The organism is Microvirga flocculans ATCC BAA-817 (assembly GCF_000518665.1).
GTDB classification, from domain to species: Bacteria; Pseudomonadota; Alphaproteobacteria; order Rhizobiales; family Beijerinckiaceae; genus Microvirga; species Microvirga flocculans.
This window is the reverse complement of the sequence record NZ_JAEA01000014.1, coordinates 22,802-47,488: the sequence shown is the minus strand read 5'-3', so window position 1 is coordinate 47,488 and position 24,687 is coordinate 22,802. Positions and strand designations below refer to the sequence as shown.

The window sequence follows — 24,687 nt, the reverse complement described above, 5'->3', positions numbered from 1 at the left end:
CCAGCTGTGCTTCCATCAAAAATTCGGAGGGAAAACGCTCTCCCTCCGAACGGACCGGCCGGATTGCTCCGGCCGGATGTTTTTTTGGATCAGCTCTTCGGCTTGATCTCGTAGGCCAGGGTCTCCTGGTCGACGCGCGCCGGGATCGTGAGCATGCCTTTCTTGGCAGCCCACACCGTCTGGAGCTGAACCGTCGGGATCAGCGCGCGGTCGTTCATGGAGATCTCCGTCACCTTCTCGAAGAGGGCGCGACGCTTGGCGTCGTCCATGGTGCGGCTTCCCTCCTGGAGAAGCTTGTCCACCTCCGGATTGGAGTAGCCCTGCTTGTTGAAGGCGCCGAGGCCGATCGCCGGATCCGCCGTGTGCACCAGGGACCCGTAGGTGTAGCTCGCTTCGCCCGTCAGCGTGCCCCAGCCGCTCATCCACAGGGAGAACTCGCCCTTCTGCTGAGCGGGGAAGAACACGGTGCCGTTGAGCGCATTCGCGTTCACCTTCAAGCCCGCGCGCGCCCACATCTGCGAGAGAGCCTCGCACACGGCCGCATCGCCCGGCAGGCGGTTGTTCGTGCAGTGGAAGTCGAGCTCGAAACCCTTCGGGTAGCCGGCATCCGCGAGAAGCTGCTTGGCCTTCGCCACGTCATAGGGGCGCTCCGGCAGGCTCTTGCTGCCGCCGAAGAAATTCGAGGGCATCAGCTGGTTGGCAGGACGGCCCAAACCTTCCAGCACGACGCGCACGAGCGTCTTGCGGTCGATGGCGAGATCGAGGGCCTCGCGCACCTTGGGATCGCGCAGCGGGTTAGCATCGATCTCCTTGCCGTCGACCTTCGCCTTCTTCGGAAGCGTCTCCTTCACGTTGGGCGTGAGGTTCAGGAAGTATACCGAATCGGCGACGAAGGTATCGACCGACTTATCCTTCTGCATCGCGGCATAATCGGTGGCCGGCACGTAGTTCACGAGATCGACCTGACCGGACTTGAGGGCCGCCATGCGCGCCGGGTCGCTCGGGATTTCCTTGCGGATGACCTTCGCCCACGGCTGCTTGCCGCCCCAGTAGTTATCGTTGCGCTCGAGAACCAGATCACCCTTCGGCTCCCAGGAGACGAACTTGTAGGGACCGGTACCGATGGCTGCCTTGCCGGAGTTGAACTGCTCGTTGCGGGCTTCCATGCCGATGTTCTTCGACACGACGAAGAGGCGGATGAAGTCGTTCGGCAGCGTCGGCGCAGGCTTCTTCGTCTTCACGTGCAAGGTGTACTTGTCGGCGACGCTCGTCGATTCGACCTGCTTCGTGTAGATCGTCATGCTCATGGGGCCGGTCACGACCGGAATGCGGTCGATGGAGAACTTCACGTCCTCGGCCGTGAGCTCGGACCCGTCGTGGAATTTCACGCCCTCGCGAATCTTGAACTCCCAGGTCGTGTCGTCGATCGGCTTCCACGATGTCGCGAGACCGGGCTTCAGGCCCAGGTTCTCGTCGGACATGACGAGCGTATCGAAGATATGCCGCAGGGCCTCAGCCTGGCTGCCCAAGGTCGACCAGTGAGGATCGATCGAGTCGGGGCCTGCACGCAGACCCATGGTCAGGGTCTGGGCGGAGACGCTGCCGCCGAGAATGGTTCCAAGAACGAGAGCCGCTGCCAGCGCACCGCCAAGCTTGAAATTTTGTGTCACTTCACTTCCCCTCTTGCTAAGACCCTGGCTTTTCGTCCAAGGTGTTCTTATCGATTAGAACGGTAGGTCACTCGGTTCCGAAAAGTCAACAGCGTCGTGCCTAAACCTCAATCATCTTCTGACGCTTCCGAAGGCATCCGTTATAATGAAACGGAACAGACGCCCGAGGAACGTATCCTTGCCAACCTCGCGGGAGCGCTCGACCGTTCGCTGCCGGTACCGCTCGGCATCCAACTGCGCGGCCTGATCGAGTTCGGCATCGCGCTGGGTGAACTGCCGACCGGCCAGCGTCTGCCGTCCGTGCGCGAATTGGCGGAACGCGCCGGCGTCGCGCACATGACCGTCGCGACCGTGTACCGCGAGTTGCGTGAGGCCGGTCTTCTCGAGGCAAAGCCCGGCGCAGGCACTTATGTGGGGGATGGGCACAATAGCGACGGCCTGCGCTCCCGTGCCGTCCGCAAGCTCCAGCGCCGCATCGAGGCCCTGTTCAACGAAGCCGAACAGCTTGGCCTGGCGCCCTCGGTCGTCTCGTCGCTTGTGAACGCCCGCGCCGCGCGCGGCCCTACACCTTCGCGCCCCCTGCGGCTCGTCATGGTCGGCAACTTCGTTGAAACGACCCAGCAATATGCAAACCGGATTCAGGACTATCTCGGCCCCGACGACACCATCGTCGTGACGACCGTGGATTCACTGCATGCGGGAGAAACCTTCCCCCTGCCCTGCGATATCTGCGTGACGCTGGCGCATCGCCGCGGCGAGGTGGAACATCTCGTGCCCAGCGGCATCCCGGTCGTCGGCATGAGCTTCATACCCGCGGAGGAGACACGGGCGCAGCTGGCGATGATCGATCCGATGGCGCGCATCGGAATCGTCTCGATCTTTCCCGAATTCACCGCGCTGATGAAACCCGGCGTCCTGCGATTCGCGCCGCATGTTTCGGATGTGGATGTGCGCCTGATCACGGCGCCCGATCTCAAGGCCTTTCTCTCCGAGGTCGACGTGGCGGTCTATGCCAGCGGCGCGGAGGCGACCGTGCGCAAGCTGCTGCCGCCGGACCGTCAGGCCATGGAGTTCCGTTACGTGCCGGATCCGCATGCGATCCGCGCCACTCTGCTCCCCATCATCGAGCGCCTGCGCTCGTCCATCGCTTCGCAAGAGGAAGAAGCTTCATGAAAATCTGTGAGATGAACTGGCTTCAGGTCGAGGAATACCTGAAAACGGATGATCGCGCCGTCGTTCCGCTGGGCTGCACCGAGCAGCATGCCTATTTGAGCCTGTCGGTGGACAGCATCCTTGCCGAGCGCGTCGCCCTGGAAGCGGCGGCGCCCACAGGCGTTCCTGTTTTCCCCGTTCAGGCCTACGGCATCACGCCCTATTTCATGGCGTATCCCGGCACGGTCTCGCTGAAGGCCGACACCTACCTGCGCATCATCACGGACATTCTCGACTCGCTCAAGCGGACGGGCTTCCGCCGTATCCTGTTCGTCAATGGCCATGGCGGAAACACGCCCGGCCAGACGGCGGCCATCGAATGGATGGGGCAGAACCCCGATTGCCGCGTGCGCTTCCACAACTGGTGGAACGCTCCGCGCACCTTCGAGAAGGTGAAGGAGATCGACCCCGTCGCGTCGCATGCCTCCTGGATGGAGAACTTTCCGTGGACGCGCCTGCCCGGCATCGAGCAGCCGACCCATCAGAAGCCCATGGTCGATCTCGAGCGCATGCGCACCTTCGACCCGGAAGGCGTTCGCGAAATTCTGCAGGAAGGCAACTTCGGGGGCTATTTCCAGCGCTCTGACGATGAAATGAACGCCATCTGGTCGGTCGCCATCGACGAAACCCGCGCCCTGATCGAGAAATGGTAATGAACGAGAACACGATTCTGATCTGGGGCGCCGGCGCGATAGGCGGAACCCTGGGCGCCTATTTCGCCCGCGCCGGCGAGGATGTCCTGCTCGTCGACATCGTCGAGCCGCATGTGGAAGCCATGAACCGGGAGGGCCTTTCGATCGAAGGCCCTGTCGAAACCTTCCGGCAATCCGTGCGGGCCGCTCTTCCCTCCGAGGTGAAGGGAGAGTTCAAGCGCATCATCCTGGCCGTGAAGGCGCATCATACCCGTGAAGCTGTGCGGGCTTTGAAGCCGCACCTCGCGGCGGACGGCACCGTGCTGTCCGCTCAGAACGGCCTCAACGAGATCGCCATCGCCGAAGAGGTCGGTGCGGAACGCACCGTCGGCTGTTTCGTCAATTTCGGGGCCGACTGGCTTGAGCCCGGCCGCATTCTCTTTGGCAACCGCGCTGCGGTGGCTGTCGGCGCGCTCGACGGCAAGGCGACGGATGCCGTGCGCGACTATCATCGCCTGCTCTCGATCTTCGAGCCGAAAGCGGTGCTGACGGACAATATCTGGGGCTATCTCTGGGGGAAGCTGGGATACGGTTCCCTGCTTTTCGCAACGGCGCTGACGAATGCGTCGATGTCGGAGAACCTCGCCTCCGAGCGCCATTTTCCGGTCTATCGCCGCCTCGGCCAGGAGGTCATGGCAGTGGCCAAGGCCCGCGGCGTGAAGCCTTTGGGCTTCAACGGTTTCAATCCCGACGCCTTCATGCCGGGAGCGGACGAGGACGCCGCGCGGCGCTCCGTGGCCGACATGGCGGAGTTCAATCGGCACACCGCCAAGACCCATTCGGGAATCTGGCGCGATCTCGCCGTGCGCAAGCGCAAGACCGAGGTCGATGCCCAGATCGCCATCATCGCGACGCTCGGGCAGGAATCCGGCGTTCCGACCCCTGCCATCCGCAAGCTCGTCGGCCTGATCCATGACATCGAGGATGGGCGGCGCGAGCAATCCTGGTCCACTCTCGACGAAATGCTCACCCTATGAATCTCGATTTCTCCAATCGCCGCGTGGCCGTCACGGGCGCCGCGCAAGGCATAGGACGCGGGATCGTCCAGTCCCTGGCCGCCGAAGGCGCCCGGGTGTGGGCTCTCGATCTCGACGAGGCTGGCCTGCGCATGGCTGCCGAGGCGGGGGCCGTTGCCACGCGAGCTCTCGATCTGTCAGATCGCGCCGCCGTCTCCCGCGTCTTTGCCGAAATGGCGGAGACGCTCGACGGCATCGACATTCTCGTCAACTGCGCCGGCGGCGTCCGCGGGCAGGTGGCGAGGCCCATCGAGGAAGTCAGCGAGCAGGATTGGCTCGTTCTGTTCGAAGCCAATGTGCATGGCGCGTTCTGGTGCTCGCAGGCCGCAGCGCCGCACATGAAGCGCCAGAAGTTCGGCCGCATCGTCAACATCTCGTCCGGCGCGGGCCTGCGCCCGAGCCTCACCGGGATTCAGGCCTATACGGCGTCCAAGCACGCGCTCGTCGGCCTGACCAAGCAGCTCAGTTTCGAACTCGGCCCCTTCGGCATCACCGTGAACAGCGTCGCTCCCGGCTTCGTGCTTTCCAACCCCGCAACCCAGCGTCAGTGGGAAAGCTACGGTCCCGAAGGGCAGGCCCGCCTGCTCGAGAGCATCCATACGCATCGCCTGGGCTATCCGCAGGATATCGCGAATGCCGTGATGTTCCTGGCATCCGACGCGGCTGCTTGGATCTCCGGGCAGATCATATCCGTCGATGGCGGGCGTTCCTGACGCTCACCATCCGGATCGTTTCACAAAAGGATTTGAGCACCATGGACGATATGAGCACCCAGCCCTGGGCCTGGGACGAGCAGACCTGGCGCAGCAAGGTGGAGCATGTGCGCGCCGGGCGCTCCATGAAGCCGGCGAAATGGAAGAACGGCGCACGCTGCGCGGTTGCCCTCTCCTTCGATTCTGACCACGAAACCAACGAGTTGCGCGATGGCGGCAAGTCCATCGGGCGGATGTCCCAGGGCCAGTACGGCAACCGTCAGGGCGTGCCGCGCATTCTCGACGCCCTGGCGAAGTACGGCGCGAAAGCGACCTTCTTCGTGCCTGCCGTCGCCGCGCTCCTCTATGAGGACGAGCAGCGCCGCGTCGTGGCGGAGGGCCACGAGATCGGCATTCACGGATGGATCCACGAGCTGAACAGCCAGCTGCCCTACGAAATCGAGCGGGATCTCATGTTCCGCGCCGCCGACACGCTCGAACGGATCACCGGTGTCCGCCCGGTGGGCCTGCGCACCCCATCCTGGGATTTCAGCCCGAGCACGCTTCGCATCGAGCGCGAGCTCGGCCTGCTCTACGATTCCTCGCTCATGGCCGACGACGACCCCTACGAGCTGCTCGAACGGGGCGAACCGACGGGGATCGTGGAGCTTCCCGTGGAGTGGATTCGCGACGATGCCGTGTATTTCAATATGCACAGGTTTACGGGCCTTCGTCCCCATACACCTCCCGCTGCAGTCTATGATATCTTCTACCGGGAATTCGAACGGGCCTATGAGGAAGGCGGCCTGTTCCTGCTGACCATGCATCCGCACGTGACCGGTTACCGGTCGCGCATCTGGATCCTGGAGAAGCTCCTGGAGGAGATCGCCAGGCGCCCGGATGTCTGGGTAGCGACCCATGCCGAGATCGCAGCCTTCGTCAAAGCGGAGTGCCCCTGATGACACGCCCTGCCCGCGCCCGGACCTTCGGCCTTGCCTGTGGCCAGCTCCCTACCGGAGAACTCAACAGCCTTGCGGACGTGCCGGGCGTGCGGATCGGGCACCACACGCGGATCGAGGGCGAAATCCGCACTGGCGTGACGGCCATCGTTCCTCACGGAGGCAATCTTTATCGCAAGAAGCTCGTGGCAGCCGTCGATGTGCTCAACGGGTTCGGCAAGAGCGCCGGGCTCGTGCAGGTGGAAGAGCTCGGCACCATCGAGACGCCGATCCTTCTCACCAATACCCTTTCGGTCGGCACCTGCTGCACCGCCCTTGTGCGCCATGCCATCGAGCACAATCCGGACATCGGGCGCAGGACCGCGACGGTGAACCCGGTCGTCTTCGAGTGCAACGACGGCTATCTCAACGACATCCAAGCCCTCGCCGTTACGGAAGACGATGCCCGTGCGGCCCTCGACAATGCCTCGACACAGGTGCAGGTCGGCTCCGTCGGCGCAGGTTGCGGCATGAGCACCTTCGGCTTCAAGGGCGGCATCGGAACGTCCTCGCGCCGCATCACGTTCGATGGCACGGGCTATCACTTCGGGGTGCTCGTCCTGTCGAATTTCGGCCGGGCCGGCGACCTTCGCCTCCCCGATGGAAGGGTTGTCGCGCCGCCTAAGGCTCCGGCCGATCAGAAGGCTCCCGAAAAGGGCTCGATCATCATCATCGCAGCGACCGACATTCCGCTCAGCGACCGCCAGCTCAAGCGCGTGATCCGCCGCTCCGGCGTCGGACTGGCGCGGCTCGGATCTTTCTGGGGCCACGGCAGCGGCGACATCGCGCTGGGCTTCACCACCGCCAACATGCTCTCGCACGACGAGACATCCGCCCTGGTCGATCTGCGCATTCTCAACGAGGAGCGCATCGACCTGCTTTTCGAGGCCATGGCCGATGCCACGCAGGAGGCCGTTCTCGACGCACTCGTCGCGGCGGGCTCCATGACCGGACGGTCCGGCCATTACCGGCCTGCCCTTGTCGATGTCCTCTAATTCCTCTCATCGGAACGCCTGAAATCATGACCAGCAGCACCTCATCCAAGAATGACTTCGCCCTTGCCATCCATGGCGGCGCGGGAACGATCCTGCGCAGCCAGATGACGCCCGAACGGGAGGCCGCCTATCATGCGGGCCTGCGCCGAGCCCTCGATGCGGGACGCTTCGTTCTCGCCGATGGCGGCACGGCGCTCGATGCGGTGACATCAGCGGTCATGGCGCTGGAGGACGAGCCTCTCTTCAATGCCGGACGCGGCGCGGTCTATACCAGCGCGGGCAAGCAGGAGATGGATGCGGCCGTCATGGACGGCCGCGATCACGCCGCCGGAGCCGTCGCCGGCATCTGCGGCCCGCGCAATCCGGTTCTCGCCGCGCGGGCTGTCATGGAGCATTCCGGCCACGTCCTCCTCATAGGCGAAAGCGCCATAGAGTTCTGCCGTCATCATGGCCTCTCCTTCGAGGAGCCTGCCTATTTCTACACCGAGCAGCGCTGGAACGCCCTCCAGGAGACCCTCGCCATGCGCCGGAGCGGCGCGGAGGATCAGGACGAGTCGCGCAAGCACGGCACCGTCGGCGCGGTGGCCCGCGACCGGCACGGCAACCTCGCTGCCGCAACCTCCACCGGCGGCATGACGGCCAAAAGCCCGGGCCGGGTCGGCGACAGCCCCGTGATCGGCGCAGGCACCTGGGCCGACAACGAAACCTGCGCCGTCTCTGCGACCGGCCATGGCGAAATCTTCATCCGTTACGCCGCAGCGCACGAGATCGCATCCCGCATGCGCTATGCCGGGCAATCGCTCGAAGAGGCATCGCACGCGGTCGTGATCGACACGCTCGCTCCGGCAGGCGGCTCGGGCGGCATCATCGCCGTAGACCGTGCCGGAAACGTATCCCTGCCCTTCAACTGTTCCGGCATGTATCGCGGCGTCGTTAAGGGCGACGGCAAGCTTCTCACGGCGATCTACGACGAGCCGCTGATCGAGTATTCGAAAGCCTGAAGCAACGGCGGGAAGCAGGCATTGCCACGTCCCGATTTGCGCCTGTCCCGCCCTGGCGGCTAAGATGGAAGATCTTTCCGGTGAGGGCCTGCGTCGCTGCGGCCAGGCCTTCGCTCGTCATGCCATCACGAAAGGAGTCCCTCGGCCATGAGCCTTGAATCCGTTCGCGCCTTTCTGGCCCGGAATGCACCGGATCTCGAGATAATCGAAATGGAGACGAGCACCGCAACCGTCGCCCAGGCGGCTGAAGCGCATGGCGTGGGTCCTGAGAGGATCGCCAAGACTCTCTCCCTGCGGGTCGGAGATAAAAGCTTCCTCGTCGTCGCCAGCGGGACTGCACGGTTGGACAACCGCAAGGTCAAGGCGACCTTCGGCGGTAAGGCTTCCATGCTGGACGCGGAACAGGTTCAAGCCCTGACCGGGCATCCGGTAGGCGGCGTTTGCCCTTTCGGCTTGGCGACGCCCCTTCCGGTCTATTGCGACATATCCCTGAAGGCCTTCGACGAGGTCGTTCCGGCCGCGGGCTCCATCCACGCGGCCGTGCGCATCAATCCGCAGCGCATGGCGGACCTCGTCGGAGCGGAGTGGGTGGATGTCTGCCAGTAACGCATGGATGGCCACGAGCCACTGTGCAGCGGGACCGACGGCTTGAGAAGCGTCCCGTCAGCGCCCTGAAGAGACCTTCGGCCCAATGAAGACCTTCCAGTAAAGCAGCGCGAACCCTGCAAAGGCGCCGGCCCATGCGCCGCCCGCCACATGCAGGAGGGCGCCGCTCCAATCGGGGTGGATCGCCGCGCAGACCCGAGCGAGAGCGGCGGCGATGAGCAACAGGTAGAGCCCCTGGGTCGCCACGCTCGCGACAAGCGCCCTTCCCGTATGCCCGAGACTGGCCCTGGACATGACGGCCAGGGTCATGATTCCCATGGCTCCCCCTGTCCAGGCATGGATGCCCGCCGCAGCCGGCAGAACTCCCAAAGCCGCCAGCCCCAGGAGAACGAAGCCGAGCGGCACGAAGGCATAGCCGACATGCAGTATGAGAACGAGCCGGTCGCGCCATGTGCGCTCGCCCGCCCACCGCGCCAGCCGTACGGCCTGAAGGAGGCCAGCGGCGATCAGCGCCGCGCCGGTGACGGGCCGATCGGGAAAAGCGATCCAAGCCAAAAGAGCGAGTCCTGCGCCGGTCATCGAGGCGATATCGAAGGCCCCGAACGCTGCCGGCAGGCGACCGGGATTTTCCCTGGCGAGCCAGTTGCGCGTGAAGCTCGGCACGATGCGCCCCCCGATCAGCATGATCAGCATCATGACGGAAGCAATCCCGAACCGGATGCCATAATCGGCGCCCCCGAAGACATGCGCCTCGACATGAAAGATGAGATTTCCCGCTACGAGGATCGCGAGCGCAATCAGTACCTTGAGATTGCGCCAGTTCCTTCCTTTCACGATCTCCCGGCCGATGGCGGCTGCGACGAGAACCAGGAACGCATTGTCGATGATGGCGGCAGGCCCCCAGCCGATCCAGGACGACAGGGTCACGGCGAAGCGACCCGTGGCCCAGACCAGGACGAGAATGAGCAATGGCCGCCCCTGAAGCGGCATGCGCCCGGTCCAGTTCGGAACCGCCGTCAGCAGGAAACCCGTGATCACGGCGGCGAGATAGCCGTAGAGCATCTCGTGAATGTGCCAGTCCCGGGGCGCGAAGACGCTCGCCAGCTCGAGCTCGCCATGGAAAACCGGCAACCATGCGAGGATCGCCGCGCCCGCGTAGAGCGAGCCGAAAAGGAAGAACGGGCGGAAGCCATAGGACAGGAGAGCGGGTCCATTGTAATCCCGCAAGCGAGGGATCGGAGCCATCATCGGCCTCCATCGACTGGTATGAAGACGTCTTGCGCTGACACGACTTTTCCCGTCTCGACATCGGTGGCCGTGAAGGTGACAGCTTGCCTCTCATCGATGGGGGCCGTGACGAGCACGCGCAACTCACGGGTCGCATCCGAGGCAACGCCGACCGGGCCCTCCTCGCCGACGATCTCGACGAGCCCCTGCAATCCCGTCACGTCCAGGCGGAACGAGCGTTCCTGGCCCGCCTTGTTGTAGAGGCGCACCGCGTAACCGTTTCGGGTCTGGCCGTCCGACAATCTCACGGCCACCGGGTTGCGATCGTGAATGACCGTGATCTTGGCGTCGCCGCGCAGGGCAAGGCTCACGCCCATCAGTCCCGTCAGCGTCACGACGGCAAGTCCGAGACCGACGGTCTTCGGCCTGATCACGCGGCGCCGGGGAGCCTCGTTGCGGCGTCCCCGCTCGATATTCGCCCAGGCCTCGTAATCGATCAGGCCGCGAGGGCGGGACAGCTTCGTCATCACGCTGTCGCAGGCATCCACGCACAATCCGCAGTTGATGCACGCGAAGTTGGGTCCCTCGCGAATGTCGATTCCGATCGGGCAGACATTCACGCATTGCATGCAATCGACGCAGTCGCCCGCAGGAGCACCGCTCGCTTTCAACTCGGCAGCCTTCTTGGCCGAGCCGCGCGGTTCGCCCCGATAGTCGCGGTAATTGACCGTGAGCGCCTCCGGATCCCAGATCGCCCCTTGGAGCCGCGGCCACGGGCACATCCACGTGCACACCTGCTCGCGCGCGAACCCGGCCAGGGTATAGGTCGTGCCGGTCAGGATGGCGACCCAGGCATAGGCGACGGCGGAGGCCCGGCCCAAGGCGAGATCGGCGAGCAGGGTCGGAGCATCCGTGAAATAAAGAACGAAAGCGCCTCCCGTTCCCATGGCGATGAGAAGCCAGGTCGCATGCTTGAGCCCGATCTCGCATGCGCGCCTCGGCGTCAGCGCGGCTCCCTGTTTCTTCAGGCGCTCCCTGCGGTCGCCCTCGATCCAGCGCTCGACCAGAAGGAACAGATCCGTCCAGACGGTCTGGGGGCAGAAATAGCCGCACCAGACGCGCCCCGCGACCGCATTGAGCCAGATAAGGACCAGTGTGGCGAGGATCAGCAGGCCCGTGAGGTAATAGACCTCCTGTGGCCATATCTCGATGAAGAAGACGTAGAGGCGTCCACGCTCGACATCGAGGAGCACCGCCTGGTCCGGCTGGCTCGGCCCACGGTCCCACCGAATGAAGGGCAGGATGTAATAGAGCGCCAAGCAAGCGATCAGCGCTGCCCATTTCAGCCGTCGATAACGGCCCGAGACGGATTGTGGGACAACCTTTTCGGCGATCACGCCGCGCTTCGGCTTGCGCAGGTGAGCCCGTTCCGGTTTGAAGCTGATATCGAGCGTAGCCATGACATTTCAAAATGGTCGGAATGGGTAGCGCCGCCGCGTCTAAACGCGGCGGGCGGGGTCACGTGGAAGCCGTAACTTCGCTGCCGTCTTGGTGGCGGCAAGCCTGTCGAACAGGCCTGCAAAGATCTGCTTGGCCTTGCCGGGATGGGTTGCAGCCTTGGCCTGATCGACGTTCGTCGGCTCGACGACGACCATGCCCACCATGCCCATTCCGTAATGCGGCTTGCACTTGTAGCCATAGACGCCCGGCTGGTCGAAGGTGACCGCAAGCTCCTCGTTCATCTTACCGATGAAAGGCTTGCCACCCTCAGGGATCATTCCCTCGACGCTCTCGACATTGTGCCCCTTGTCCGCGGCTACGAACTTGACCGTGTCTCCAGGGTTGAGTTTCACGAAGGCCGGCTCGAACACCATCACACCCTCGGCGCCCTTGTTGAGCATCCTCACCTCGACCTCGGCGGCGCTGGCGGCTCCAACGGCCCCAAAAGCAACCGCGAGAACGCCGAGAACAATAACCTTCCGCATGATCTTTCTCCTCATTCCGGATGCGATATCCGTGAGCCGCCCGGCTCTTGAGGAGATGTCATAGGCCCATTCGCGAGCGGATATTTGCGCTGCAACAAACAAGGCGCACATTGCCGGCCTCTCAGGTATATTCCTAAGGGCAATCCCTTAATCCGGCCTAGAAGCAAGGCTGGAGAACCTTTTGAGATAGCTCAATTCCCCTTGAACCCGAGCATGATAGAGCCTTTCAAAAGGCTACGCCGAAAAATGGATTTCGCACCTTCGATCGGTGCGGCCTTCATGGATCTCAAGATGTCCAAGCGAGTTTCCCAGACACACCTTCGATGAACCGGAGCCAGTCCCATGCCGAGCCTGGACAAGTCCCTGGTTGCTGACCTGCCCATGTTCGCGGGCCTCGGCGATGACGATGTGGGTGCGATCCTGAAGGAAGCGCAATCCATCCGCTACCCGAAGGGAGCGAGCGTCTTCCAGCAGGATGAGGACGCCCATTCCTTTTTCGTCCTGCTCCATGGCCATCTGCGCGTGATGAAGGTCACGCCCGATGGACAACAGGTCGTGGTTCGCTTCGTGACCCCCGGCGAAATCTTCGGGATTGCCATGGCGATGGGACGGACGACCTATCCGGCGTCAGCTCTCGCCGTGGTCGACAGCGTCGCCCTCGTCTGGCCTTCCCCTGCCTGGCCCCGCCTCGTCGCCAAGCATCCGTCCCTTGCCGTCAATGCGATCCAAACCGTAGGCAGCCGCCTCCAGGAGGCGCATACCCGCGTGATCGAGATGTCGACCGAACAGGTCGAGCGACGGATCGCCCATGCGCTGTTGCGGCTGGCCCAGCAGGCGGGCCGGAAGGGCGAGGACGGAATCCAGATCGACTTTCCAATCTCACGGCAGGATGTCGCCGAGATGACGGGAACCACCCTTCACACGGTCAGCCGTATCCTGAGCGCATGGGAGGATCAGGGCCTCGTCGACAGCGGACGCCAGAGAATATCGATCAGGAATCCTCACAAGCTCTTTCTGCTTGCAGAGCCTCCGGCAGGCTGAATTCCTTTCTCTCTTCTGCTCAGCAGATCGCCGTTGCGCCGGGCTGGCCTTCGCCTGATGAAGGGGCTTTCTGCCCGATCATGGCGTTCAGCTCCGCTAGGAAACCCGTCTGGTTCACGTTATGCTCGCGGCAAGCATCGGCCACGGTATGAAAGCATGTGATCGGGCACCCGACACAATGCATCTTGTGATTCAGAAAGACCCGGATCGTCGCGGGCCAGCGTCTCATGACATCATCGACAAGCTGGGTGGCCTCCACAGGCATCGCACCCTCCATCCTTCGTTCAACGTAGAAATAATCATGCCATCTGCACGATAATGGTCTTTGCGCCACGTCAATCAAGATGGGATCTGTCATCCATTGCCTTGGCCAGGAAACGAATGACCGGTCATGATCGTGATCCTCTCCATTTTCTGGAACCGATGACTGTCGGCCTCCGTATTTCTCCTTACCCATATCCGTCGTTCTCTTTGCGCCGCGACAAATAAGCCTGCCGGCAATCGCCTTACAAAGTCTTCATCCGATGACGGACTGAAACGATCCGCCAGGCGGTCCCATACAGGAGACGACGATGAAGACCATGACGATCTCGGGACGCCGGCCGCTGCTTGCGACGGCTGCTGTTCTTGCCCTTGGTGCGGCAGCCCTGCTCGCCCAGCCTCTGCCCGCCCATGCCGGCGACAAGCTCGCGGCTGCGACACCTCACATGCACATGAGCACGGATGTCAGTGGCGCGGCTGCTGCTCCCGTCAACATTGTGCGCCTTCCGACCGACCTCCCCGGCCCCATCGGCAAGCGCGGACCTCAGCGGATGAAGGTCGATCTGAACACGACCGAAGTCACGGGCGAACTCGCCGATGGCACGACCTATCACTACTGGACTTTCAACAACAAGGTTCCAGGTCCGTTCGTCCGCGTGAAGGTCGGCGACACCGTCGAGGTCAAGCTCAAGAACGACGACGGAAGCCTCATGATGCACAATGTCGACTTCCATGCCGTCACGGGCCCCGGCGGTGGCGCAAGGGCCACGGAAGCGGCTCCTGGCGAGACGCGAGGTTTCGAATTCAAGGCGATGAATCCCGGCCTCTATGTGTATCACTGCGCAACGCCCACGGTGGCCCAGCACATCGCCAACGGCATGTACGGCCTGATCCTGGTGGAACCTGAAGAGGGTTTGCCGAAGGTCGATCATGAATTCTACGTGATGCAGGGTGAGCTTTATACGGAGCAGCCCTACGGCACGAAAGGACATGCGGAGGAGAGCATCGACAAGCTCTTGAGCGAACGGCCCGAGTACTTCATCTTCAACGGCAGCACCGACGCTCTGAAGAAGAACCCGCTCAAGGCGAAAGTCGGCGAGAGCGTGCGGATCTATTTCGGTGTAGGCGGGCCGAACTATACATCGTCCTTCCATGTGATCGGCGAGATCTTCGACAAAGCCTATCCGCTGGCCTCGCTCAGCTCGCCCCTGAAAGATGTCCAGACGATCACGACCCCTCCCGGAGGCGCCAGCGTGGTCGACTTCAAGGTCGAGGTTCCCGGCAACTATATCCTCGTCGACCATGCCCTGAGCCGTGTCGAGCGTGGACTGGCGGGTGTCCTTCAGGTCGAAGGGCCGGAGAACGAGGCCATCTTCAAGGATTACGATCCGCAGAAATCGGCTGAATCGACCGGCGGTCACTGATAGCCGCAGAACGGATGGGTTGATCCGCTAACCCGGGCGCAAGCCCGGGTTGTCGCATTCGATTAGGCGAAAAGCGAGAGAACGACATCAGGGCTTGATCGCCTCGTACATCTTCTGCGCCTCCTCACGCTGCCGCTGCAGCTCGGGCAGGACTTGAGCGGCGAACGCCTTGACCTCCTCATTCGGGCCCAGGCTTGCCGCTCGGTAGACGGTCAGTTCCTGATCGAGAGCCTGAATCTGAACCTCCGCGTAGCGCCGGCTCAAGGCGAGGAAGTCGAGAGGTTCCAGGTTTTCGAGGATGATCTGATGTTCGAATTCCTTCATGGAGGGCACCGGCATGTTCCGCTCACCTGCGAAGGTTTCGAGCCGCTTCAGGAGACCGGCACGGAAGTCGGCGGCGGCAGCCGCGTAGCTCTTGACCTCGGGCCTCGTCTCGCGGCCGGCCGCCAGCTTGGCAGCACTTTCCTGAAATGAGGAGGAGCTATGGGCCAGCCGGATGAATTCCATCGGCTCGATGGAACGGGGCTGTGTCGCATTGCCGCTCGTTGCCTGCCCCTGAGCCCAGGCGTGGGGAGCAGGCCATGGGAGCAACCATCCAATAAGGAATGCCGTTGCCAGCGATTTGAAGGCATTCATGATCTTACTGCCATCCCGGAACGCCCGACATGTCAGGCAGGCGATGCGCGATGCCCTTGTGACAGTCGATGCAGGTTCTCTCACCGCTAAAGAGGAAGCGCTCATGCGCCGAGGCCGCGCGCGGGTTCTGCTTCGTCAGATCCATGGATTCGGAGCTGTGACAGTTGCGGCACTCGAGCGAATCGTTCGCCTTCATGCGCGCCCACTCGCGTTCGGCCAGATGCTTACGCATGGCCAGGAACTTCTCCCGCGTATTGATCGAGCCGAAGATATGGCCCCAGACCTCCTTCGAGGCCTGCATCTTGCGGGCGATCTTGTTCGTCCATTGGTGGGGAACATGGCAATCCGGGCATGTGGCGCGCACGCCGGACCGGTTCGTGAAGTGAATGGTTCCTTTCAGCTCCTCGAATACGTTGGCCTCCATCTCGTGGCAGCTCGTGCAGAATGTCTCCGTGTTCGTGGCCTCCAGGGCCGTGTTGAACGCGCCCCAAAAGGCGACGCCGGCCACGAATCCTCCAAGGGTGAGAAAAGCCAGGCTCAGATAGAGGGGCGGGCCGAGCGCCGTCTTGACCCAGGCATTTCCCCGAAACCAGCCCCATGCACGTGCGATTCCGGCCGCCATCAGTTTCGCCCTCGTGCTGGCTGCCGCTCAGGCTCGGTCAGAGCATCCATATCGGCAAAGGTATTCTCGACGAGAGGCTTCGCCGTTGTCTGCGGCACGTGGCAGGACACGCACAGATAGCGCCTGGGAGACAACCCGCCGAGGGTGTTGCCTGCCCTGTCCTGGTAATGCGTCACGCTGATCATCGGAGCCTGACTCTGCTCCGTGAATTTGCGTGCGTGACAGGACATGCACTTGTTCGCATTCAGGTCGACGGCGTAGCCTTCGATGGCATGCGGGATCACGGGTGGCTGATCCGGGTAGTTGCGCATCACGCGCAGATCGTCCGTGACCTGCCGCTGCATCGGAGGGGCCGGAATTTCTTTGGAGAAGGGATCAGGACCTCGCAGGCGCGGCGCATCCTGCGCCAGGATCGCCCCAGCCGCCAGGCAGGGCCCAAAGGCGAGCAAGGCGGCGAAGATACTGCGCCTCATGGCTGTTCTCCCGCATCCGCCATGGCTGCCGCGACGACCTTGACCGCGCATTTCTTGAAGTCCGTCTGCTTCGAGATCGGATCCGTCGCGTCGAGCGTGACCTTGTTGATCAGCTGGCTGGCATCGAAGAAGGGCACGAAGATCAGCCCCGGCGGAACGCGGTTGCGTCCGCGAGTCTCTACACGGCTGCGGATTTCCCCGCGTCGCGAAACCACCCTCACCTCCTGCCCTCTCCTGAGATGCCGCTTGGCCGCGTCATCGGGATGCATGAAGACCACCGCGCCGGGAAAGGCCTTGTAGAGTTCGGGAACGCGCAAGGTCATGGAGCCCGAGTGCCAATGCTCGAGAACCCTGCCCGTCACGAGCCAGAGATCGTATTCCGCATCGGGAGATTCGGCGGGCGGTTCGTAGGGCGCGCCCATGATATTGGCCTTCTTGTCCGGATTACCGTAGAACTGCACCCCGCTGCCTTTCTCGACATAGGGGTCGTAGCCTTCCCGATAGCGCCAGCGCGTCTCCTGACCGTTCACCACGGGCCAGCGGAGACCACGCGCCTCGTGATACATGTCGAAGGGCGCATAATCGTGACCGTGACCGCGCCCGAAGCCGGCATATTCCTCGAACAGCCCCTTCTGGACATAGAAGCCGAACGCCTTGGATTCATGATTTTCGTAAGCCGGATCAAGCTCTGACAAAGGAAACCTGTCGACGGCGCCGTTCTTGAAGAGAACATCGAACAGGTTCTTTCCCTTGTAATCCGGATTGGCGTCGAGGATCTGCGCCGGCCACACCTCGTCGGTGGTGAATCGCTTCGAGAATTCCATCAGCTGCCAGAGGTCCGAGCGGGCTTCGCCCGGTGCATTGACGAGCTGATGCCAGAAATGCGTGCGCCTCTCCGCATTGCCGTAGGAACCTTCCTTTTCAACCCACATGGCGGCCGGCAGGATCAGGTCCGCCGCCATGGCGGTCACGGTTGGATAGGCATCCGACACCACCACGAAATTCGCGGGATTGCGGTAGCCGGGATAGGTCTCGTTGTTCGTGTTCGGCGCCGTCTGGAGATTGTTGTTGACCATGATCCAGTAGGCGTTGAGCTTGCCGTCCTTGAGCATGCGGTCCTGCTGCACGGCATGATAGCCGACCTTGTCGGGCAGGAGGCCGTGAGGAAGCTTCCAGATCTCTTCCGCATGCTTGCGGTGCTCGGGATTGGTGACCTGCATGTCGGCCGGCAGGCGATGGCTGAACGTGCCGACCTCGCGGGCCGTTCCGCAGGCCGAGGGCTGCCCCGTCAGCGAGAACGGGGAATTGCCGGGCTCTGCGATCTTTCCCGTGAGCAGGTGCAGGTTATAGACCATGTGGTTCGCCCAGACGCCGCGGACATGCTGGTTGAATCCCATGGTCCAGAGCGACATCACCTTGGTCTTCGGGTCAGCATAGAGCCGCGCCAGAGCCTCGAGCCGCTCCTTTGGGATGCCCGACAGGTCCGAAGCTTTCTCGACCGTGTATTCGCTCATGAGCTTCGCATAATCCTCGAAGCTCGCCGCCTGGGAGACCTGCGCATCGTTGGCATGCTGCGCCCGCTGCTCCAGGACATGCTCGGGCCGCAGGCCGTAGCCGATATCGGTATTCGCCAGCCGGAAGTTGCAATGTTTCTCCACGAAATCGCGGTTAACGGCACCGTTCCGGATGATGTAGTTCGCGATGTAATTGAGAATCGCCAAGTCGGATCCGGGCTTGAAGATCAAGGTCATGTCGGACAGATCGGTCGTCCGGTGCTCATAGGTGGAGAGCGTTGCGATCTTTACATGCGGGTGGCTCAGTCGGCGGTCGGTCACGCGCGTCCAGAGGATCGGGTGCATCTCGGCCATGTTCGAGCCCCAGAGCACGAAGGCGTCCGCGTTCTCGAAATCGTCGTAGCATCCCATCGGCTCGTCCATGCCGAAGGTGCGGATGAAGGTCACGGCAGCGGATGCCATGCAATGGCGGGCATTCGGGTCGAGATTATTGGAGCGGAACCCCGCCCGCATCAGCTTGGATGCGGCGTAGCCCTCCCACATCGTCCATTGGCCGGAACCGAACATGCCGACGGCCTCCGGTCCCCTCTCCTTGAGCACCCGCTTCCACTGGCTGGCCATCTCGTCGAAGGCGCGTTCCCAGGAAACGGGCTGGAATTCGCCGTCCTTGGCGAATTGACCGTTCTTCATGCGCATGAGCGGTTGGGTAAGCCGGTCGCTGCCATACATGATCTTCGACAGGAAGTAGCCCTTCACGCAGTTGAGGCCGCGATTGACCTCCGCCTGCATATCGCCATGCGTAGCGACGACACGGCCATCCTTTACCGCAACCATCACGCCGCAGCCCGTGCCGCAGAAGCGGCAGGGCGCTTTCGACCATTGGAGATGGAGATCCTCGCCCGTCGCGATGTTCTGCGCCTTTGCGGGAAGAGCGACGTTCGCCGCCGCTGCTGCCGCAGCGGCCGCCTGTGCCTTGAGAAGCGCGCGGCGCGTAAGATCCATCGTTCTACTCCAGCTCTGGAACGGGCTCGAAATGATGAAAGACAAGAGTCGCGGCCAGGACTCCGTCGAGCAACTGGATGGCATTGACGCGCTCGACGACCTGGTTCTCCGTTTCCGTTTCAAGGGTGACGATCAGCTTACCCGCCTCTTCGCCACCATGGACCTCCGCGCCCTCGATCGCACCGATGCCGTCGACGACGGAGGCCACCCGATCCGGCCGGCTGTGAACCACGAGGCTGGAGATGTGACATTCACGGCTCATGGGCGACCTCTCGTGCACAGAGCTGAATGGCATCGGCCGGGCATGCCTGAACGCAGTCTCCGCAGCCGGTGCAAGTATCCATGACGATGCTGGGGCGAGCGCCTCCGAAAGCAAGATCGAAGCAGATGGCAGCGGGGGTACAGGCATCGCGGCAACTCATGCAGGCGATGCCTTGGAAAGCGAGACAGGACGCGCCGATAACGGCATTGAGGGAGGTGTCGGCGCTCCGTTCCCGGGCGAATGGGCCGAGCAGTAAGCCTCGACGCTTCCGATCTACAACCTCCGCCATAGACCGCGCCTCAAACCGGGCCTGGGGGGCCGGTAAACAGGTAATACATCCAGATGATGAAGCCCCAGCCCGCGACGACGCCGACAGCAATGAAGGGCCAGATCAGGACGGCAAGAATGAGAAAAGTGAAAACCTCACGTTTCTTTCTGCCGTGTTCTATTGTTTCCGAGCGCATGATTGGGACGTTCAGAAGAGAGGCCACGGGTAAATGGCAACGCTTCAATCTGGCGGAAGTTCCGTCCCGATGTGAAAAGAATCTGCGGGCAGTGCGTCGGCTAGGTCTGCTAGTCGCCAAACAGATCCCGCGGCCCGGCCTTGCAGCGGTAGCCGACGAAGCATTGGGGCGTATCGAGGCTTGGAACGAAGGCCGTCTGGGTATATTCGCCAACCAGACAGAACGAGCCGTCACGGACGAACCTGTCATACGTATATCCGCCCGTCCCGAGCACAACGGCACCGCGCGACATCACCAGCTGGCGGCTGGCGCTACAGGTCATGGCCACGGTAGAGGGGCGCGATTGTGCCTGGGCGTCAGACGCAAAGGCCGCCACAGCCAACAGGATCAAGGCTCGCTTCAAGTCGCCCTCCTCTATTCTCCTCAAGTCTCCTCAAGGGCGATGAACCGCCCTAGGCGCCGGTTGCCGGGCGTAACGGTCCTTCGCATCGAAAAGCCTCCTGCTTTTTGCCGGGCCGTCGATGGCTTTCAGGCATAGCGTCGTCATGATCGTGGGCCGGTAATAGAGCGCAGATCGAACCCAAGCGCATGATGCACTAACCTCGGATCTCGCGCCTGGCTCATCGACTGACGGCAGACCAAGCATCTTCGCTCAGGCGCCCAGCATCAGTATTCACAGACCTGAACCCGACGGATGTAAATCCGGCCATCCCGTCCGACGATGCGGCGACGCACCCAGTAGCAATCCTCGTAAGAGGCGGTGCCGTAATAATTGGGATAGTCGTAGTAGCCGTAGGAATAGGGATAGGCGAGCGTTCCCAAGGCAAGGCCAGCCGCCAGGGCCGTCCCGTAGCCGTAATATGGATAACCCCAGCCGTAATAGCCGCCGTAATAAGGATATCGCCAACCGCGTCCGTAATACCCGCGATAATAGGGGCGGTAGGCTCCGTAGACGCGGCCGTAATAGGGAGTGCGAACGCCATAATAGGGAGTGCGGACGCCGTAGCCTCCGAAGCCGGGACGGAAGACCGCGTTAGGGCGATAGAAGCCGCCGGAGACGCCGGGACGGGCGATGGCCGCCGCACGGAACCCTCCCATGCCGGGCCCCGCGAATCCACCTCTCATCCCGCCGCCCATCATGCCACCGCCCATCATCGGCGGTCGTATCATGCCGCCACCGCCGAACCCGCCGCCGCGAAAGCTCGGTGCGCCACCCCGGAAGCCTCCGCCGTGCTGGGCCGAGGCCCCGTCAGGAACAAGAAATGCACCTGTGGCAATAATGCCCAATGCAACGATAAGCTTGTTCATCGCCGTTCTCCTGGATTGGCGGAAGATGAATCCATGGGCCCCTGACCGAGAATATGCGCGCCGTGCTCTCCCTCCACTTCATGAAGGTAGTTGGCGGGCAGAGACTTGATGACAAGGGGACGGTCTTCCGTTCAGATGGACGATACAGTTGCGGGAGTTGCGACAATGGCGCGAATGGGATTGACGCCTGCTTGAACGCTTTAATTCCCCCTGCGGCCACGCTGTGGAATGTCATGTTTTCTCCGGTCCGGGCATAGGTCATGCTCAGGATCGGGAAGACAGCTTGAACACATGCAACCATCGTTCATCCAGCTTTCCCTGCCAGTCTAACTCCCCTTGCAATCCGCGCTTGATCGGCGATGACAATCTCTTGACATTTTGGGCCAGGGGCATGCGCGAGACCGCGGCATCCAGCAGCACTCTCTTCTCGCAATGGCAACTCATCCGAATGGGCATGGCGGCTGCCGCCGTGAACGCCCCAATCTGTCAAGAACATGTCTCAAACGATCAAGCGTCAGGCTGGACGCGCGATAGAGTAGCTTAACCGTTCATCTGCATGTCCTGCAGGGTCTGTCGGAAGAATGTTGTCTCGCAGAATTCAGGGAATGAGGTCTTGACGATGGCGAACATCAATCATGGCGGGATGCATCGGCCAAGTGGGCGAATGGGATCGATATGCCTTGTCGCTCTCATTCTAAGCTTGACCGGCGCGCAAGCCGCCGAGCAGGCACACACGACCTACCAGGGAGCCTGGCTGGCTCAGGGATCCTCCTGCGCTGACGTTTACTCGTCAGGAGGAAAAGGCGTCTCCTTCAAGCAGCCGATCGACATCTTTGCTCCGGCCTTCATCATCTCGGGAAACCGCCTGAGAACCCCTGCGGCATCCTGCCGGGTCAGGTCCATCAAGCCAGCGGGGGACCGCCACCTCATGACCCTGGACTGCACGAACACAATATCGTCGAGCGACGTGACGGTCCTTATGTCTACAGCTCCCGACGGATCGCTCGTCCGGTATTTCAACGCCGAGGATACGATCGGCAGCCGGTATCAGCGCTGCTCGCCCTGAGACGAAGCGCCTCGTCAACATGGCACTCCATGATGTCTGGTTAAGGGGTTACGACGCTGGCAGCGGAGTTCCCCAGCTCCTGGACATGATCGCCGAAGGTTTGCCGCGTCTGCGGATCGACGACGGCGACGGGAGCCGAAACCGCAAGGCCTGCGGCCGTCCCGACCGCGGCAGCGGCTCCGGCTGTCACCTGGATGATGCGATCGCCCAGCCCCATCCGGGAATCCGTCACCGTCTGCCCCTCGGCCAGGCGCTTCCCGATAAGCTGAACGACCTCCGGGCTCTCGGCGAACTTGCCGTGATTGAGCGCGTCGCCCGCCTGGAGCTTGGTCAGGTCGAGGACGGTGACATTCGCCTGTTCGAGCTGCGTCCGGTACGGCTCCTGATCGGGATTGATCGCGCCCAGGCGCGCTGCGCTGCCCCAGACACGCCGGGAAAGAGCCAAGGCCCGATCATCCTGCGAGACGAAAAGAGTGAATGAAGGGCGGCTCCCCTTCGACCCCATATCGGCAATTGCCTCCCGCGCGAGATCGACATCGACATCCGGTGCCGCCAGCAGCACGTTGCGGATCTTGGACGCGACCCGCCCGTCACGGATCGCCATCTGACGCAGGGTCTCGAGCGCGAGCGAGTTCCCCATGGAATGGGCCAGGATCGATATTTCGCCGACAGAAGGATCGCTTGAGATCGCCTTTAGCAGGTTCTCGAGGGCGTTGCGGGAATATGCTGTGCTCTCCCGGTCATAACCATAGGCCAGGACACTGCCGCGGGAGGGCCAGGTAAAGAGGATCGGCACGACGGGAGCCTGGGAATCGTGTACGATCTGCGCGAAGCGGAAAACCGCATCTTCGAAGCGGTTGTTGAATCCGTGAATGAAAACCAGGACCTGCCGCTTCGGCGTTTTTCGCAAAGTGCGATGGAACCAGGCGAGTGCCTGCGCGCGATCGATCACATCGGCCTTGAGCGTGACGAAATCCTTAGCCGGGTTGCCCGGCACCTTGCTGGGCCATTGCACCTCCCCGACCTGCCGGGCCGAAGCAGGCGGAATCGAAACCGTGATATTGGCAAAGGCGGCCCCTGGCCCCCGATCCCCCGAGAACATTTGCACGGGATCGACCTTTTTGCGCGTGGTGGCCACCAGCATATCCACCTGGCTCGTCCCGGGAACAGGCTCGTCCACGGGAACCAGCACGCCCTGCAAAGTTGAACAGGCTCCGACGGACAAAGCCAGGGAAACGGTCAGGGCGACTCGAAGGAGCCACCCCCGCGCCGGTCTCATCCAGGAAAGGGTATGGGCGATACGCACGGAACCTCCCTTGGAACCGAACCTCTCTTTGGCCCAACCATAACGGTTCCGAAGGCCGACTGCCAGCGCGAGCGCAAGCCAGACCGTTCGACGATACCGGTGCGGACACAATGAAACGGTCAGCCTCGGTACCGTCAAGTCTAGCAGGATCAACGAACTCCAGGCACAGCAACGTCGCCCGCGCATGCAACGGGCACGCGGGTCTTGGACTGCCTGTCATAAATTGTTCGGCATGGAACGCCGTTGATCATTCGGATTTCATGAGGTGCCGCGTAGGGGAAAAGGGATCCGGGCGTGCCTGCAATGGGAACGCCGCCTCGGGTAGCGGGACCTGTGCTGCCAGTCGTACCGACATCCACCCTCCGGACCGGAACCCCACCCGCACACTGGACCGGGACCCGGATTCTCATCTGCCGGTCATACACCGTCCTGCATGGAACCCCATTGATGATCTGGACTTCGTGAGGCGCCGCAAATGGAAAGAGAGAGCCCGGCGTTCCCTGAACGGGATTGGGCTGTTGAGCTTGGGTGGCTCCGAGCCCAGTGAACACAATGAAGCCCGCCGTCGAAATGATCATTAGCGTTCTCATGGATCCCTCCTCATCAACATCCCAGATGTATCCAACTACCCATCGCTCTTGCTAAGAGTGATAGAGATATCTCCGATTGCCTGGGAGACATTGACACCTGAATCTCCATCAACGGGTATGATAGTGTAGCGCCACCCAATGGTCGTGCTTGACCGAAAGTGACAACGCTTTGACAATTTGGCCCTTATGATCTCATGCGCTCTTTTCCGCCCCGTTGACGCGTACCGGACAAGCGCCAATTTACTAGATACGATGGTTGCGCAATGAATTTCAGGTGTCGCCCTGAGGGGATCTCATGACGCTTTTCCAGGACCGCGAACGGGCATTCGAGCAGATGTTCGCACATGACGAAGAAGCCCGCTTCAGGGCTTTGGCAAGACGCAATAAGCTCCTTGGACAATGGGCCGCCGCGCAGCTTGGCCTCAAGGGTGATAAATCGGATTTTTATATTGCTGAGATCAGCGGGAGTCTTGTGGCTCACGTGATCGATGAAAGCCTTACCCTAAAGATCCAAGCCGATTTTGCCGCGAAAGGAATCGACCTGTCGGACGAGCAGATTCGAGAGAAGATGGCCGAACTGATGGCCATCGCCATCAGGCAGGTCCGTTCAAGCGAATGGTGATT

27 protein-coding genes are annotated in these 24,687 nt (G+C 62.2%); 12 read left to right on the top strand and 15 right to left on the bottom strand.

The window, feature by feature from the left end; translation table 11 throughout:
- Positions 1-89: 89 nt before the first annotated feature.
- Positions 90-1,670, bottom strand: coding sequence for an ABC transporter substrate-binding protein (locus L879_RS0115810; RefSeq protein WP_027316967.1), 1,581 nt, complete (start codon positions 1,668-1,670; stop codon positions 90-92).
- Positions 1,671-1,766: 96 nt separating this feature from the next.
- Here L879_RS0115810 and L879_RS0115805 point away from each other — a divergent pair, with 96 nt between their 5' ends.
- From L879_RS0115805 to L879_RS0115770, 8 genes are all read left to right on the top strand, one after another.
- Positions 1,767-2,843 carry a GntR family transcriptional regulator gene (locus tag L879_RS0115805; RefSeq protein ID WP_051435353.1) on the top strand — a complete coding sequence of 359 codons (1,077 nt, stop codon included), beginning with the start codon at positions 1,767-1,769 and terminating at the stop codon, positions 2,841-2,843.
- The gene (locus tag L879_RS0115800; protein ID WP_027316965.1) at positions 2,840-3,535 is read left to right on the top strand and encodes a creatininase family protein; all 696 of its coding nucleotides are present in this window, start codon (positions 2,840-2,842) and stop codon (positions 3,533-3,535) included. Before L879_RS0115805 ends, L879_RS0115800 begins: the two co-directional genes overlap by 4 nt.
- Positions 3,535-4,551: a ketopantoate reductase family protein gene (locus tag L879_RS0115795; protein WP_035459838.1), complete on the top strand. Its 1,017-nt coding sequence runs from the start codon at positions 3,535-3,537 to the stop codon at positions 4,549-4,551. Before L879_RS0115800 ends, L879_RS0115795 begins: the two co-directional genes overlap by 1 nt.
- A complete protein-coding gene (locus tag L879_RS0115790; RefSeq protein ID WP_027316963.1) occupies positions 4,548-5,303 on the top strand; it encodes an SDR family NAD(P)-dependent oxidoreductase in 756 nt (251 codons plus the stop codon). The genes L879_RS0115795 and L879_RS0115790 overlap by 4 nt, the downstream gene beginning before the upstream one ends.
- Positions 5,304-5,344: 41 nt before the next feature.
- Complete coding sequence (locus tag L879_RS0115785) at positions 5,345-6,241, top strand: polysaccharide deacetylase family protein (RefSeq protein ID WP_027316962.1); 897 nt, start codon at positions 5,345-5,347, stop codon at positions 6,239-6,241.
- Positions 6,241-7,275 (top strand): DmpA family aminopeptidase, encoded by a 1,035-nt coding sequence (locus L879_RS0115780; RefSeq protein WP_027316961.1) that lies wholly within the window; start codon positions 6,241-6,243, stop codon positions 7,273-7,275. The genes L879_RS0115785 and L879_RS0115780 overlap by 1 nt, the downstream gene beginning before the upstream one ends.
- A 26-nt stretch (positions 7,276-7,301) precedes the next feature.
- Positions 7,302-8,276, top strand: coding sequence for an isoaspartyl peptidase/L-asparaginase family protein (locus L879_RS0115775; RefSeq protein ID WP_027316960.1), 975 nt, complete (start codon positions 7,302-7,304; stop codon positions 8,274-8,276).
- A gap of 147 nt (positions 8,277-8,423) precedes the next feature.
- On the top strand, positions 8,424-8,882 hold the full coding sequence (locus tag L879_RS0115770) for a YbaK/EbsC family protein (protein ID WP_027316959.1): 459 nt from the start codon (positions 8,424-8,426) through the stop codon (positions 8,880-8,882).
- A 57-nt stretch (positions 8,883-8,939) separates the two neighbouring features.
- Here L879_RS0115770 and L879_RS0115765 read toward each other — a convergent pair whose 3' ends face one another.
- Genes L879_RS0115765 through L879_RS21900 form a run of 3 tightly spaced genes read right to left on the bottom strand, consistent with a single transcriptional unit; the run spans position 8,940 to position 12,094 of the window.
- Entirely contained in the window at positions 8,940-10,127 is a 1,188-nt protein-coding gene (locus L879_RS0115765; protein ID WP_027316958.1) for an NnrS family protein, read from the bottom strand.
- Entirely contained in the window at positions 10,127-11,569 is a 1,443-nt protein-coding gene (ccoG, locus tag L879_RS0115760; RefSeq protein WP_084021086.1) for a cytochrome c oxidase accessory protein CcoG, read from the bottom strand. Before ccoG ends, L879_RS0115765 begins: the two co-directional genes overlap by 1 nt.
- A 39-nt stretch (positions 11,570-11,608) precedes the next feature.
- Positions 11,609-12,094: a pseudoazurin gene (locus L879_RS21900; RefSeq protein WP_051435352.1), complete on the bottom strand. Its 486-nt coding sequence runs from the start codon at positions 12,092-12,094 to the stop codon at positions 11,609-11,611.
- A gap of 342 nt (positions 12,095-12,436) precedes the next feature.
- Between L879_RS21900 and L879_RS0115750 the strand changes: the two genes are divergently transcribed.
- Complete coding sequence (locus L879_RS0115750; RefSeq protein ID WP_027316956.1) at positions 12,437-13,135, top strand: Crp/Fnr family transcriptional regulator; 699 nt, start codon at positions 12,437-12,439, stop codon at positions 13,133-13,135.
- A 19-nt stretch (positions 13,136-13,154) separates the two neighbouring features.
- On the opposite strand, the gene L879_RS0115745 is transcribed toward L879_RS0115750, so the two are convergent.
- Positions 13,155-13,493: a DUF1858 domain-containing protein gene (locus L879_RS0115745; RefSeq protein ID WP_368086324.1), complete on the bottom strand. Its 339-nt coding sequence runs from the start codon at positions 13,491-13,493 to the stop codon at positions 13,155-13,157.
- Positions 13,494-13,707: 214 nt separating this feature from the next.
- On the opposite strand from L879_RS0115745, the gene nirK reads away from it, so the two are divergent.
- A complete protein-coding gene (gene nirK / locus L879_RS21895; protein WP_084021084.1) occupies positions 13,708-14,820 on the top strand; it encodes a copper-containing nitrite reductase in 1,113 nt (370 codons plus the stop codon).
- An 87-nt stretch (positions 14,821-14,907) separates the two neighbouring features.
- Here the strand turns inward: nirK and L879_RS23885 are convergent, their stop codons facing one another.
- The 9 genes from L879_RS23885 to L879_RS23340 all read right to left on the bottom strand — a co-directional run bounded on the left by L879_RS23885 (position 14,908) and on the right by L879_RS23340 (position 21,101).
- Entirely contained in the window at positions 14,908-15,456 is a 549-nt protein-coding gene (locus L879_RS23885) for a DUF4142 domain-containing protein (protein WP_497006550.1), read from the bottom strand.
- Between the two features lie 4 nt (positions 15,457-15,460).
- Entirely contained in the window at positions 15,461-16,078 is a 618-nt protein-coding gene (locus tag L879_RS0115730) for a NapC/NirT family cytochrome c (RefSeq protein WP_035459836.1), read from the bottom strand.
- Entirely contained in the window at positions 16,078-16,551 is a 474-nt protein-coding gene (locus L879_RS0115725; protein WP_027316953.1) for a nitrate reductase cytochrome c-type subunit, read from the bottom strand. Before L879_RS0115725 ends, L879_RS0115730 begins: the two co-directional genes overlap by 1 nt.
- On the bottom strand, positions 16,548-19,067 hold the full coding sequence (gene napA, locus L879_RS0115720; protein ID WP_027316952.1) for a periplasmic nitrate reductase subunit alpha: 2,520 nt from the start codon (positions 19,065-19,067) through the stop codon (positions 16,548-16,550). The genes L879_RS0115725 and napA overlap by 4 nt, the downstream gene beginning before the upstream one ends.
- Before the next feature lie 4 nt (positions 19,068-19,071).
- Positions 19,072-19,329, bottom strand: a complete 258-nt coding sequence (locus L879_RS0115715; RefSeq protein WP_027316951.1) for a chaperone NapD — start codon at positions 19,327-19,329, stop codon at positions 19,072-19,074.
- Positions 19,319-19,489, bottom strand: a complete 171-nt coding sequence (locus L879_RS24620; RefSeq protein WP_368086326.1) for a 4Fe-4S binding protein — start codon at positions 19,487-19,489, stop codon at positions 19,319-19,321. Before L879_RS24620 ends, L879_RS0115715 begins: the two co-directional genes overlap by 11 nt.
- Before the next feature lie 139 nt (positions 19,490-19,628).
- Positions 19,629-19,793 (bottom strand): periplasmic nitrate reductase, NapE protein, encoded by a 165-nt coding sequence (locus tag L879_RS0115705; RefSeq protein ID WP_027316949.1) that lies wholly within the window; start codon positions 19,791-19,793, stop codon positions 19,629-19,631.
- Between the two features lie 109 nt (positions 19,794-19,902).
- Positions 19,903-20,196 (bottom strand): hypothetical protein, encoded by a 294-nt coding sequence (locus L879_RS0115700; RefSeq protein ID WP_027316948.1) that lies wholly within the window; start codon positions 20,194-20,196, stop codon positions 19,903-19,905.
- A 263-nt stretch (positions 20,197-20,459) separates the two neighbouring features.
- On the bottom strand, positions 20,460-21,101 hold the full coding sequence (locus L879_RS23340; protein ID WP_183501411.1) for a hypothetical protein: 642 nt from the start codon (positions 21,099-21,101) through the stop codon (positions 20,460-20,462).
- 928 nt (positions 21,102-22,029) lie between these two features.
- On the opposite strand from L879_RS23340, the gene L879_RS24370 reads away from it, so the two are divergent.
- The gene (locus L879_RS24370; RefSeq protein WP_245265251.1) at positions 22,030-22,167 is read left to right on the top strand and encodes a hypothetical protein; all 138 of its coding nucleotides are present in this window, start codon (positions 22,030-22,032) and stop codon (positions 22,165-22,167) included.
- A 40-nt stretch (positions 22,168-22,207) separates the two neighbouring features.
- Here the strand turns inward: L879_RS24370 and L879_RS0115680 are convergent, their stop codons facing one another.
- Positions 22,208-23,446, bottom strand: a complete 1,239-nt coding sequence (locus L879_RS0115680) for an alpha/beta hydrolase (RefSeq protein ID WP_027316946.1) — start codon at positions 23,444-23,446, stop codon at positions 22,208-22,210.
- A 912-nt stretch (positions 23,447-24,358) separates the two neighbouring features.
- On the opposite strand from L879_RS0115680, the gene L879_RS0115675 reads away from it, so the two are divergent.
- Positions 24,359-24,685, top strand: coding sequence for a DUF1476 domain-containing protein (locus L879_RS0115675; protein WP_027316945.1), 327 nt, complete (start codon positions 24,359-24,361; stop codon positions 24,683-24,685).
- Positions 24,686-24,687 lie beyond the last annotated feature (2 nt).

What these genes read in the sequence shown, in the direction of transcription:
- L879_RS0115790 (WP_027316963.1), top strand. Translation starts at nt 4,548, where the DNA reads ATGAATCTCGATTTCTCCAATCGCCGCGTGGCCGTCACGGGCGCCGCG.
- L879_RS0115785 (WP_027316962.1), top strand. Translation starts at nt 5,345, where the DNA reads ATGGACGATATGAGCACCCAGCCCTGGGCCTGGGACGAGCAGACCTGG.
- L879_RS0115730 (WP_035459836.1), bottom strand. Translation starts at nt 16,078, where the DNA reads ATGGCGGCCGGAATCGCACGTGCATGGGGCTGGTTTCGGGGAAATGCC.
- L879_RS0115750 (WP_027316956.1), top strand. Translation starts at nt 12,437, where the DNA reads ATGCCGAGCCTGGACAAGTCCCTGGTTGCTGACCTGCCCATGTTCGCG.
- L879_RS0115795 (WP_035459838.1), top strand. Translation starts at nt 3,535, where the DNA reads ATGAACGAGAACACGATTCTGATCTGGGGCGCCGGCGCGATAGGCGGA.
- L879_RS0115725 (WP_027316953.1), bottom strand. Translation starts at nt 16,551, where the DNA reads ATGAGGCGCAGTATCTTCGCCGCCTTGCTCGCCTTTGGGCCCTGCCTG.
- nirK (WP_084021084.1), top strand. Translation starts at nt 13,708, where the DNA reads ATGAAGACCATGACGATCTCGGGACGCCGGCCGCTGCTTGCGACGGCT.
- L879_RS0115705 (WP_027316949.1), bottom strand. Translation starts at nt 19,793, where the DNA reads ATGCGCTCGGAAACAATAGAACACGGCAGAAAGAAACGTGAGGTTTTC.
- L879_RS21900 (WP_051435352.1), bottom strand. Translation starts at nt 12,094, where the DNA reads ATGCGGAAGGTTATTGTTCTCGGCGTTCTCGCGGTTGCTTTTGGGGCC.
- L879_RS24370 (WP_245265251.1), top strand. Translation starts at nt 22,030, where the DNA reads ATGACCCTGGACTGCACGAACACAATATCGTCGAGCGACGTGACGGTC.
- L879_RS0115765 (WP_027316958.1), bottom strand. Translation starts at nt 10,127, where the DNA reads ATGGCTCCGATCCCTCGCTTGCGGGATTACAATGGACCCGCTCTCCTG.
- L879_RS23340 (WP_183501411.1), bottom strand. Translation starts at nt 21,101, where the DNA reads ATGAACAAGCTTATCGTTGCATTGGGCATTATTGCCACAGGTGCATTT.
- napA (WP_027316952.1), bottom strand. Translation starts at nt 19,067, where the DNA reads ATGGATCTTACGCGCCGCGCGCTTCTCAAGGCACAGGCGGCCGCTGCG.
- L879_RS0115680 (WP_027316946.1), bottom strand. Translation starts at nt 23,446, where the DNA reads ATGAGACCGGCGCGGGGGTGGCTCCTTCGAGTCGCCCTGACCGTTTCC.
- L879_RS0115800 (WP_027316965.1), top strand. Translation starts at nt 2,840, where the DNA reads ATGAAAATCTGTGAGATGAACTGGCTTCAGGTCGAGGAATACCTGAAA.
- L879_RS0115770 (WP_027316959.1), top strand. Translation starts at nt 8,424, where the DNA reads ATGAGCCTTGAATCCGTTCGCGCCTTTCTGGCCCGGAATGCACCGGAT.
- L879_RS0115715 (WP_027316951.1), bottom strand. Translation starts at nt 19,329, where the DNA reads ATGAGCCGTGAATGTCACATCTCCAGCCTCGTGGTTCACAGCCGGCCG.
- L879_RS0115675 (WP_027316945.1), top strand. Translation starts at nt 24,359, where the DNA reads ATGACGCTTTTCCAGGACCGCGAACGGGCATTCGAGCAGATGTTCGCA.
- L879_RS24620 (WP_368086326.1), bottom strand. Translation starts at nt 19,489, where the DNA reads ATGAGTTGCCGCGATGCCTGTACCCCCGCTGCCATCTGCTTCGATCTT.
- L879_RS23885 (WP_497006550.1), bottom strand. Translation starts at nt 15,456, where the DNA reads ATGAATGCCTTCAAATCGCTGGCAACGGCATTCCTTATTGGATGGTTG.
- ccoG (WP_084021086.1), bottom strand. Translation starts at nt 11,569, where the DNA reads ATGGCTACGCTCGATATCAGCTTCAAACCGGAACGGGCTCACCTGCGC.
- L879_RS0115780 (WP_027316961.1), top strand. Translation starts at nt 6,241, where the DNA reads ATGACACGCCCTGCCCGCGCCCGGACCTTCGGCCTTGCCTGTGGCCAG.
- L879_RS0115775 (WP_027316960.1), top strand. Translation starts at nt 7,302, where the DNA reads ATGACCAGCAGCACCTCATCCAAGAATGACTTCGCCCTTGCCATCCAT.
- L879_RS0115745 (WP_368086324.1), bottom strand. Translation starts at nt 13,493, where the DNA reads ATGACAGATCCCATCTTGATTGACGTGGCGCAAAGACCATTATCGTGC.